This is a genomic window from Actinomyces sp. HMSC065F12, from assembly GCF_001814535.1.
Classification (GTDB): domain Bacteria; phylum Actinomycetota; class Actinomycetes; order Actinomycetales; family Actinomycetaceae; genus Pauljensenia; species Pauljensenia radingae_A.
The window spans coordinates 161,075-171,546 of record NZ_KV816968.1; the positions used below are offsets into that span (position 1 = coordinate 161,075).

Annotated in this window: 9 protein-coding genes and 1 CRISPR repeat array; of the genes, 4 read left to right on the top strand and 5 right to left on the bottom strand. The window is 56.3% G+C overall.

Features of this window, described 5'->3' with window-relative positions; all coding sequences use genetic code 11:
* Window positions 1-87: 87 nt before the first annotated feature.
* From HMPREF2975_RS04965 to HMPREF2975_RS04985, 5 genes are read right to left on the bottom strand one after another with little or no spacing between them, the layout of a single operon-like run.
* On the bottom strand, window positions 88-984 hold the full coding sequence (locus HMPREF2975_RS04965) for an NADPH-dependent oxidoreductase (protein ID WP_083314414.1): 897 nt from the start codon (window positions 982-984) through the stop codon (window positions 88-90).
* A 47-nt stretch (window positions 985-1,031) separates the two neighbouring features.
* Window positions 1,032-1,853, bottom strand: a complete 822-nt coding sequence (gene cas5e, locus HMPREF2975_RS04970) for a type I-E CRISPR-associated protein Cas5/CasD (RefSeq protein ID WP_070726117.1) — start codon at window positions 1,851-1,853, stop codon at window positions 1,032-1,034.
* Entirely contained in the window at window positions 1,850-2,914 is a 1,065-nt protein-coding gene (cas7e, locus tag HMPREF2975_RS04975; RefSeq protein ID WP_227469252.1) for a type I-E CRISPR-associated protein Cas7/Cse4/CasC, read from the bottom strand. The genes cas5e and cas7e overlap by 4 nt, the downstream gene beginning before the upstream one ends.
* Window positions 2,911-3,582: a type I-E CRISPR-associated protein Cse2/CasB gene (locus tag HMPREF2975_RS04980; RefSeq protein WP_070726119.1), complete on the bottom strand. Its 672-nt coding sequence runs from the start codon at window positions 3,580-3,582 to the stop codon at window positions 2,911-2,913. Before HMPREF2975_RS04980 ends, cas7e begins: the two co-directional genes overlap by 4 nt.
* Window positions 3,579-5,288: a type I-E CRISPR-associated protein Cse1/CasA gene (locus HMPREF2975_RS04985; protein ID WP_083314415.1), complete on the bottom strand. Its 1,710-nt coding sequence runs from the start codon at window positions 5,286-5,288 to the stop codon at window positions 3,579-3,581. The genes HMPREF2975_RS04980 and HMPREF2975_RS04985 overlap by 4 nt, the downstream gene beginning before the upstream one ends.
* A gap of 200 nt (window positions 5,289-5,488) precedes the next feature.
* Here HMPREF2975_RS04985 and cas6e point away from each other — a divergent pair, with 200 nt between their 5' ends.
* The 4 genes from cas6e to cas2e are packed head-to-tail and all read left to right on the top strand — an operon-like array spanning window position 5,489 to window position 10,114.
* Entirely contained in the window at window positions 5,489-6,184 is a 696-nt protein-coding gene (cas6e, locus tag HMPREF2975_RS04990) for a type I-E CRISPR-associated protein Cas6/Cse3/CasE (RefSeq protein WP_227469253.1), read from the top strand.
* 43 nt (window positions 6,185-6,227) lie between these two features.
* Window positions 6,228-8,834 (top strand): CRISPR-associated helicase/endonuclease Cas3, encoded by a 2,607-nt coding sequence (locus HMPREF2975_RS04995; RefSeq protein ID WP_070726120.1) that lies wholly within the window; start codon window positions 6,228-6,230, stop codon window positions 8,832-8,834.
* A gap of 15 nt (window positions 8,835-8,849) precedes the next feature.
* The gene (gene cas1e / locus HMPREF2975_RS05000; RefSeq protein ID WP_070726122.1) at window positions 8,850-9,800 is read left to right on the top strand and encodes a type I-E CRISPR-associated endonuclease Cas1e; all 951 of its coding nucleotides are present in this window, start codon (window positions 8,850-8,852) and stop codon (window positions 9,798-9,800) included.
* Window positions 9,800-10,114: a type I-E CRISPR-associated endoribonuclease Cas2e gene (cas2e, locus tag HMPREF2975_RS05005; RefSeq protein ID WP_070726124.1), complete on the top strand. Its 315-nt coding sequence runs from the start codon at window positions 9,800-9,802 to the stop codon at window positions 10,112-10,114. The genes cas1e and cas2e overlap by 1 nt, the downstream gene beginning before the upstream one ends.
* Before the next feature lie 19 nt (window positions 10,115-10,133).
* Window positions 10,134-10,468: direct repeats of the CRISPR family, unit length 28 nt; unit sequence CTCTTCCCCGCGCACGCGGGGGTATTTC.
* Window positions 10,469-10,472 lie beyond the last annotated feature (4 nt).

Below are 10,472 nucleotides of genomic sequence, written 5' to 3' on the forward strand. Positions count from 1 at the left end.
ACAGGATTTGTGATTTGCCTGCTGACTAGCTTTGAGATCTGCCTGTTGACAGATTCTGGGAGCCGCTCAGCTGACGGGTTCTGAGGACTACCTCTGAATGAGGCCCTGATCGTTCATGACCTGCATGGCGGGGGCAGTTTCCGATGGGCTCGTGCCGTACTTCGAGATGATTTGGTTGCTGAACGAGTCGACGCGGCTGTTCAGGTTTCGCATGTCGTAGTACCGGGTGACGAGGGCGTCGTAGTCATCCAGTGCCGCGCGTGCCTGATCGGAGTCCAGGTCAGGGTATACGTCAACGCCGACTGTCAGTTCGCGCGGGAGCCGCGGCTTGAACTGCGGTTCCTGGGCCGGGTGGCCAACCAGGACTCCAACAACGGGGTAGGTGTGTGCGGGTAGTCCGAGCAGATCGATTGTTTCCTGCGGTTTCGCGCCGATGGAGCCAAGGTAGACGGTGCCGAGCCCGAGGGATTCAGCGGCGATCACGTAGTTCTGCGCGGCGATCAGAGTGTCGCGGCCGGCCTGCTGATAGGCGTTGATCGTTGATGCCGGGTCGGTGGGCTGGCCTGCGCGCTCGCGGATCACGGCGTTGCGATGCAGGTCCGCGACGAAGATGACCAGTTCGCCTTTCGTGCCTCCAATGTAGGGTTGGCCCGCGTTGCGGGCCAACGCGTTGCGCGTGTCCTCGTTCGTGACACGGATGATCGTCATCTGCTGGTAGAAGCTGGAGGTGGGCGAGCGGCTTGCCACGTCGATCAGCGTGTCCATGATGTCCTTACCGACCGGCTCGTCTGTGAATGCGCGGATCGTGCGGTGCGCAAGCTGAGTGCGGATCGTCTCGTTGGTGACCGGAGTGGTCGGAGCAGTGAGCAGTGGATCGTCATCAGATACGGGTGGTTTCACTGGCTGGGTCGGATGGGTGGGCTGGGCTGACTGGTCTGAATGGGATGGCTGGTCGGACACGGTGCCTCCTTCGCTGTGCGGCATGCAGCTCGTTGATGTCTGCCCATCATTGTCCGACCCGCCCGGCCAAATCACAACACCTGTCCACGCGGGGGTGAGTCAAGTTCGCGTCGAATGCTGAGCAGGTCGGATATCGCTTGAAGCCGCTGTGTCTGATCGGTTGCCAGCGGGACTGCACACTGTGTGCGTTTCCCTTTTGGCCCGGTGTACTGCGAATACTCAACGAAAATCAGCGGGGTCGTGCGCGGTAGAACTGAATCGGACGCTGCGTTGGAATCGGCGGTCCGCACATCGGCGGTTCCTGTTCCAGCGTCAGGTCGAGTAACTTTCCGGCGCGCATGACTGTGCCAGTCGAGTGTGGGAATTTGCTCGAGACAATCGACGGATCCGCGTCCCAGATAGAAAGGAAAGGCCGGCGGGAAGGCTTTCCTCCCCAGATAACTGGTGAATGACGGGGATGACAGGGCTGATTCCAGTTCGTCGAGGCGCGCGTCGCATACAATCCGGACGATGAATTCCCCATCAGCCAGGTAGGTTCTGTTAACGACTGACGTTCCGTTTTGCTGGTCAGGCGTGAAAACCAAACTATGGTCCGATACTTTGTCACCATGTGACAGAAGCAGCCGCGTCCTGAATTTCGTAGATTCTGTGCGCGGATTGATGGTGTGGTAGTCGTCAACTACGCGCGGCCGCCGGTCCTGGCGCACGGTGAACTCAACATCGTCAAGCCACTCGGGCCAGTCGTCACGCGGCGCCCCCAGTGCTCCCGCTACCAAACCCTTCAATCCCGTCCGGGTGGGAAACCGCTCAGTATGGACGATATTTCCAGCTATTGCCGGTCCAGCCCACGACTGCAGCACTCCCGCCAGGCGCAGATAAATGCCGTCAATCACGCATAGATCCAATCGACGACGCGCTCAATAAGGTCGTGAAGGTTCACTCGGTCAGCACCTGGGAACTCTGATTCCGGACACTTCGCGGTGCCCGATAGCAATTGCAGGTCGCCAAAGTTTCCGGCATCAAATTCGCGAGCTCGCTGGTACTGGTCGCTCAGGGCAGTGATGCTGGGTGCCTCGAAACCTCCGCCTTCGTTCGGCTCGACGGGTGTTTCAAATTCGTATGAGGTTCGGCAGCGCTGCTCTTCCGCCAGAATGAGGACAGGCATGGTATAGGGGGCAGTGGAATTCTCTTTGCCGCGCGGAGCGCCATAGACCATTGCCCGAAGCAGCTCGCGCACATTATCGCGGGATTCGGGATCGTCGAAAGCGCTCCAGCTGCGCTTGAGCTGTTCTTTATCAATGGTCACCGTGCGGTAGAAAGTGCCGTTGACGTAACGCTGCACACCCAGATAGGTGGCACCGGTTTTGTGATCGCGAACCTTCAGGTCATCAACAGTTGTGAAGTAGTCGCTCTCAATGGGCGTGGCATGCGTGGTCACTCCCGGTGACACCGCGATTGCGGCTTCAGTGTTTTTGTTCGGCTTTTTCGCAAACATTCGCCCGAAGGCTGCTATCGCCAGGGAACCCGTCGTGTCGTCTTGGATGAATTCACCGCCCTTTTCGTCCAGAACTCTCTGGGTTGCTACGTTTATCTCTTCTCTGCTCATCCACACTGAGCGGTCGGAACCGTTGGCGCTCTTGCCTTTGTTTGAAGTCAGCTTGCTGACTAATTCATTGGCTCGTTCCTTCAAAGCCTCTAGATCAGATTCTGGCCTGATCGCGTACGCAAGTCGCACAATTTCGTCGGTCAGTTGCCCCGAGCGAACCGATGTATCAAGACTCGCTTCTTCATATCGTGCGCGGATCCCTCGCTTGATGCTCTGTGAGGAGTGGAGTGCTCGCAATTGGCCTCCAACGATCACCCGTTTGGGCGTTCCGGCATCATCTCTGTTGAGATTCGAATACGGCACGTTTGTCAGAAAGTGCAAGGTCAGGTTCTTTGCCATGGAAGTCATTCTCCTTTGTCTGAGTCCTCTGAATGGTCGGCTGCGTCGATGATCTGATCAGTCCGGGGAACGAAATTGGAATAGTAGTCACGCAGAGGTGACATCCGCATTGCTCGTGATTGCGCGCTCGCGCCTTTACCCCAGTGGAGGAGGAGGCGATAAAGATCGAGGTAGTCGAGGGCGGGAACTGCGTCCACTGATTCCGCGATCTGAAGGATGCGGCGGATGGTCTTCACTGCCTCCTCGAAGTCCTGCGTATGCAGATAGGCAAGGCGCTCTGCGATCGCATCGTGTGTGGGTGAAGAACTGGCGAGTGTCTCGGCTGTGCTCGCGGAACTCACCTCCGAGGTTTCACGAGAACTGCGCGACTTCTTTTTCGCCCACGACACCTGTTGGCACCAGCGTCCAAACGGTTTACGCCTTAACTCCTTCGTTCTTTCAAATGAGGGTACATCCGTGAATTCAGCGGCGATCGCAGCCATGCGAAGAAGCACGCGATATTCATGCTCCCGAGTTCCTGCTGGCAGCGCGGGGTACACGTACGGAATTGCGTAGTACTCGGTGGTGTCGTCCGCTCCGCGTCTGAGTTCCGCCCGCTGCTTGCGGAAACCGGAATCGTTTCGTCGCCGGAGAATTTCCTGCAAAAGCTGTCTACCCGGAAGACTTTCAGTTGTCATTGCTCACCATCCTGAGAAAATGCGACTTTGCCATCCTTTTTAGCGTCTTTCAGTCGCCTGTTGATGTCCCGTTGCAGGTCGGCGCGGAGCTCGTAAATCTGTTGTGCATCTGTTGCCAGATAAGGTTCAGTGATCTCATCGAAGGTTTCCAACGATGCGGCGCGAAGATCCGTCAAGAGATCGCCTGGGTAAGACTCATGGGCGCGAAGACTTTGAATGAATCCCTCATACACGGCGGAAATCCTGCGCCAGAATTCGCTGGATACGTCGTTATAGCGTCCTGCTAACAGTGGACGGGCCCGTTGGGTGCGTGATTTGCCTCCCTGCGTTTTGGCCTCGCCTCGAGGAAAGGCCGCCGTTACATATCGGTGCAGATCTGTGACAACCACTGCCATTGCGACAATTGCATCCTGTTCGTCCTCTGGCAGATCGAAGCCCCATTGATCGCGGCGTGGCTGAAAGATTTCGGATGCTCGCACGACTGGTGATGGGGACGTTCCCTCCACTAGGTGTCTGAGGAAAACCGGTTCGGGAAAGTCCACGTTTTCGAATCGAGGTGGGAAGAGATTGCCAGCAGATCTGTCTAGGAGCTTTTCAGACTTGTTGAGGGAATACCATTCCACTGAAAGATCCGTGGGGTCGCGACCAATGTCCAAGCGTTGCGCCTTAAGCACGCCTTTTGAATCTTCGAGGTAGAAGTAGAAGGGATCCTGCGTATTGCGGTGGTTCCGCCATTCTATAAGAGGTGTATCGATAAATTCGAGTATTTTCTTGCCACGCTTGTTCTTTTCAATCTTTTTGAGAGGAAACGGTAGCCACTCTTCTGGGACTCCGCATACCCTCACCTGAACCAGATCGGTACCTTTCCAGTATCCGATCGCTGTGTTGGAGCTCCATGTGGCAGACCAGAGGGAACAAAAGTCACCATTAGATGCTCGAGATTTTTCACAGGTTCGGTCCGCAAAGGCGGGAAGGCCACCCTCGTTAACCCAGCGTGCGGGGAGGGAACTAAGAAGGGTCTTAAGAAAAGACCCATTGGGGTACCGCCAGTAGAATTCTGTGGCAGTGAGGCTTCGGCCAGGAAAACGGAAGCCAGGAGTTGCTGAACGTGGCTTTTCGACGTAGGAAATAGGCTGCGACGTGGGGGATGTGCGAAAATCAATGGTCACACTGAGGTTTGAGGCCGGAGAGAAGTAGTGATAAGTAGTGAGTTTGAGTAGAGCTTCTGGCAGGGCAAGCGTGGTTGGGTAGGCAACTCTGCGATTCCAGAAATCTTCACTTTGACTCGGAGGCATTGCAGGTGACAGCTTCTTGACAGCGTCTGGTTTAGTTGTCGAATACCTGTCCCCTATTTTCTTTTCTTCTCGAGGAAGTGGGGGGCGCTGCATGAAAGGTTGCTCGGTGTCGAAGACGTTGGATCCATCCTTAAGCTGTTCCACCATGAAGTCTGCAGCGTCACGGGAGAGGCCATTGTTGATCAGGTCTTTCACGATGCCTCTGCCGGGTCGCACATCAGCAGAATCGTGGCGAATCGCGACCGCGAGGATTGAGGTAAGGAATCTGATCTGTGCGGAGACCTCGAAAGCTGGGCGATCAAGGCGGAGAGCCACGTCTGGTGTGTGGCATTCAAGCAGGAAATCCTTGGGCGTCATAAGGCCGACAGTGGTATCGATCCACGCAACGTCCTCGATCGCGTTGAGCTCCAATGCTCCTGTCCTATCTACTGAAGTAAATGAACTAGTGCGGCCATTATACTAGTGGACACGAACAAAGAGTTGTGCAGCTCACTTCAGCGTCGCCCGTGCTGCAGCTGCCGCTCAGGCATTGATCGCCCGACCTGAGGCTTCGCAACGCGGCGTTCTTTGGCTATCGTCGAAGTTGGGCGGACAACAGAAGTCCGACCCCTATGAAAGGCAAAGACATGGGATCCATCTACCTCGTCAAATACCCGATGATGGTTGCTCTGCAGCAAGTTCCAGATGCGCAGGGTTCAGTGTCGGGGAAAATGGATGATCCTCTTTTTCGTCATCGTGCGGTGATGGCACTTTTCGAAGATTCTGATTCCGCGAACCCTCGGGCGCAGTGGAATGTGCTATTCCGTGTCGAGCATCTGCCTGGTCAGCCGCCATTCTTCCTCATCCAGTCGAGCGTGGCTCCGGTCAACCTTCCTGAGGGCGCGGAGATGATCTCTCGGGAGCTGCCGCTGGTCCCAGAGGGAACACCGGTGGCTTTCCGCATCGCGATCAATGCTGTGCGCCGGCAGAACAGAGATTCCGGCTCTGATCCTAGGAGCAACGGTGGCATCAAGCCCGTCCCCTTCGACGGCGACGAGCAGGCGCCGGAGTCGATCAGCAGGATGACGCCGTGGCTTCAAGGCAAGCTTGCCGGCGGCCTTTCTGATCTTGAAATCATCAACCATCGGAGGGAAGTGCTGGGAACTTCGCGCCAGGGCAGGAAAACCTCGCAACGAGTTGTGCAGGTGGATAAGGTCGATGGCGCAGCTATTGTTGCCGACTCTGCGCAGTTGAACAAGCTCATTCTTAACGGTGTTGGCAGGGCTAAGTCCTACGGATGCGGGCTGCTGTCAGTACGCCAGTTATGAGCATGCCTCGATACGAGGAGTCTGAGTGCGGAAAGAAGTGCGGATGAACGAGCACCTTGAACTGTGGTCGAAGGATGACGGCGTGGGCACTCCCTATCCGCTCTTGGCGCATCTCCTGGACTCTGCGACCGTCGCGGAGGTGCTTTTTGATCTCTGGCTCCGTGATGGTTTGCGAGATCTTCTTCAGCAAGAACTCGGAGAGCATGCCCGCCGAATTGTTCAGTTCGTCGTAGGTTCTCACGACATCGGCAAGGCGTCACCGATTTTTCAGATGCAGTACCGCAGAGATGACGACCACTGGCGACGAATACGGGAAGTCATCGACGGGTCCGGCTTCTATGGACAGATACCGGTTGGGTCACCCTTGCGCGATTTCGATAATAAATTTGCTCGCAGACACGAGCAGTGGTCTGCCTACTGCGTCGCTGGGGGTTTTCTGTCATCGAGCGACGAGGCGCGGGACAGGTGGCATGCCCTCGCGGCGCTTGGACATCATGGCTACTTTTCGTTGGGGGAGCACAACCGGATTTTTGCAGCTAAGCGGAAGACTGCAAGCAAAGAACTTGAAGAGTACGGATGGCTCCAGGCTCAGCGGGATCTCGTGGCGTGCGTTGCTGCGGCCTGCGATGTTGACGTCAGTGAAATGCCCGATGAAGTGAGCCCGACGGTTACGCTCCTGCTTTCCGGTCTGACGATCCTTGCGGATCGAATTGCTTCAGGGGTGCCGTTTGTGGAAGCCGGGGGTCAGATCCTCACCCGGACCCCTGACGCGTTGAAGAATCCGGCTCAGTGGATCGTCCAGCGGCGAAAAGATGCTGCGAAACGGGTGCGCGATACGGTCGGAATATACAGCTCGTGGGGGAGCGAAGAAGAGGCACAACGCTCGATCCTGGGTGAACACGACCCTCGGCCCATCCAGGAGGAAGCTTTGTCGGTAGGTGACGGGCTGTGGTCGTTAATGGCGCAAACCGGTGGAGGAAAAACCGAAGCGGCCCTTTTGCGCCACTCGACTCGAAATGAACGTCTCATCTTTCTTCTTCCAACTCAGGCAACCTCAAACGCAATCATGCGGCGAGTTCAAAGAGCGTACTCGACGACCTCAAACGTTGCGGCACTGGCGCACGAGTTGGCATCGGTGGAGGATTTCTACGTCAATCCTGTTTCGGTTGATACGCACGAGGACAGCACATCGTCTCAACCCAGCGGACTGTATCCCTCATCATTCGTCAAGAGCGGCGCAGCCAGGCTCCTCGCGCCTGTAGCTGTGGGGACCGTGGACCAGGCATTGATGGCAAGTCTGCCGGCAAAGTGGATTCACCTCAGATTGCTGGCACTTGCTAACGCGCACGTCGTGATTGACGAGGTGCACACTCTTGACCAGTACCAGACGAAACTTCTTGAAGGAATTCTGCCCTGGCTTTCTGCCACCCGAACGCGGGTGACATTCCTGACTGCAACAATGCCGAGCTGGCAACGCGAAGCTCTGATGACGGCGTATAGATCTCGTGATCTCCAATTGAGTGACACACACTTTCCGGCTTCAGAGACGTTGAACGAGGCTGGGCTGAATACAGTGCCAATGTCCGCGGCCAGCAGGACTATTCGAGTGGAACTGGCTGACGAGCCGTATGAAAGGCTCGTGGACTCTCATGTGTCATGGTGTCGGCAGCAGTGTCTCGATTTCCCTCGTTCGCGTATCGGAATTGTGTGCAATACTGTCGCTCGAGCGCAGGAGCTGGGCAGAAAACTGGAGGCCGACGGACGCATTTTGGTCCTTCACTCTCGAATGACAGCTGAGCACCGCAGGCGAGTTGCGAGTGCCTTGGAGGACACCCTCGGGCCGAATGGTCGTGGCGATCAGATTGTCCTAATCGGGACACAGGCGATCGAAGCGTCACTGGATATTGACCTCGACCTTCTGAGGACCGAGCTTTGCCCGCCGGCTTCAGTCATTCAACGAGCCGGACGCCAGTGGAGACGTTCCGATCCTGAGCGCTCTCAGCGAGTGCCGAAAATGGTATGTCAATCCCTGTCGGTCGTTGCAATTTCATCCGCTCAGCCGTGGCAGTGCTTGCCATACTTACCCGCCGAGCTGCGCAGAACGAGGGAGTGGCTCATGAGTCATGAGAAAATCCAGATGCCTGCCGATGCGCAAGCGTTCGTTGACGTGGCGACTATCTCCTTCGATGATGCTGTCGATTCGAATGATATTGAGGAATTGGCGGTGTGGGCGACGAGGGCGCGGGCAGGCATCGACAGAAGGGCAAGGCTATCTGATGCTCTTCTTCCCGACGCCTACGTTGAAGATTTCAGTCAGCTCACCCAGGATCTGACGGTGGAAGAAAGGCAGACGCGATTCCTGGATGGGAGCGAGACGTTTCGCGTCATCCTCGGCGGCGATCCTGATCGAATTCCCGGAGCGTTCGAAGGCGATGCGAAGGATCTATTGGCGGTGAGAGCATTTGATCAAGATGGGCTACGCGTAGCATTAAGAGCTTCTCTTCCGTTGAGCGGAAGACAGTTCGAAGCCTTATCTAAACGAGGGCCGGTTTCGCTTGGGGAGGCGCATTCACTGCTGCGTAGCTACTATTTCGTGCCTGATGCGGAAGATCTTTACGACCCGCTCGTCGGGTTTGTGGATGAGGACTAGGTCAGTGAGTCAGCGATGGGGTACTCCGAGGAAGCTATAGCATTCAGTGTTATTCCGGCAGGTGAGCAGGTCCGTTTCGAGGATCGAGTTTCTTTCCTGTACGTCGATCAGTGTCTGGTTCGGCAGGACCGTACCGGTGTTGTTGCGTTAAGGAGGAGCGAGGGCGACACCGCTGAAGAAGATGAGCAAGTGCTTCTGTCGCGAATTCAGATTCCGGTCACGGGACTGGCGGTGCTGTGTTTAGGGCCTGGTACGAGTATTTCCAGCGCCGCCTTGACGTCGTGTACCAGATCCGGTTGCACTGTGATTTTCAGTGGTGCGAATGGTGTGAATGCGTATTCGCATGCGACACCGCTGACCTCATCTGCACGCTGGGCGATTGCTCAGACTCGCCTGATTGCCTCGGAGGATTTTCAAAAGCAGGCTGCGGTTCAACTCTATAAGCGCCAATTTGGTCTGGAGGATATGCCCGGATCCAATATTGAAGCCATGCGAGGGATGGAGGGCCGCCTCATGCGAAATGCGTATCGGAACGAGGCGAAGAAGGCGAGAATACGTGGTTTTAGGCGAGATACACACGCGAAGGATCCGGTCAACGTAGGCCTCAACATCGCTAACTCAATCATGTATGGGCTCGCGGCGACGGCTTGTACGACTTTGGGGGTTAATCCAGCGCTTGGAATCATTCATCGAGGCGACATTAGGGCGTTGCTCTATGATCTAGCGGATCTGTATAAGGCAAACACGGTTATTCCATTAGTGTTTTCGCACGCTCATGATGAGGATCCTGTGACCGCGATTCGTAAGGGTCTGCGCGTTGAGATCAGGAGAAAAAGAATCCTGGAGGGAATGCTGGACGCCTTGATGGATGTATTGCGGGTGCATTTGCCGGAACGTGATGATGATCGACTGATCGGGGATGATGAGCAGGTTCCGGGCCATGTGCAGTACGGGCAGGATTCCTGATGTTTGTTGTTGTGAGCGTTCGTGCATCGCAGGAGCATTTTCACGGATATCTAAGCCGCTTCCTGACTGAAGCCGATGTGGGTCTATATGTGGGGAACTTGTCGAAAGCTGTAGTGGAACGTTTGTGGGAACGAATTAGCTCTGTGCCCACTTCAGGCGCTGTTACTATGATTTTCAGTGACCCTTCACGAGAGCAAGGATTCAACGTGGTGTCAGTTGGTGACTCGGCGCGAACCGCTGTGGATATTGATGGGGTAACGGTGATCGCTGGCTTACCCGGCAGGGCCACTCAGAAATTGTACAACTCCCGCTAATATCTGCAGGTCACTTAGACTCTTCCCCGCGCACGCGGGGGTATTTCCGTGGCGCGCGTCCCGTGGCACGTGAAAACGTGGCTCTTCCCCGCGCACGCGGGGGTATTTCCAGGCATCCCCAACTCGTCCACGCCAGCAGAATCTCTTCCCCGCGCACGCGGGGGTATTTCCGTGCAATCAATCGCATTCGTGCGCTTGAGGGACTCTTCCCCGCGCACGCGGGGGTATTTCAGAGCCAATCATCACCGGCGCGGCTCTTTTTCGCTCTTCCCCGCGCACGCGGGGGTATTTCCCGGTGTCGCGTCGTTCCCTAATCGGCTTCCTCGCTCTTCCCCGCGCACGCGGGGGTATTTCCGGT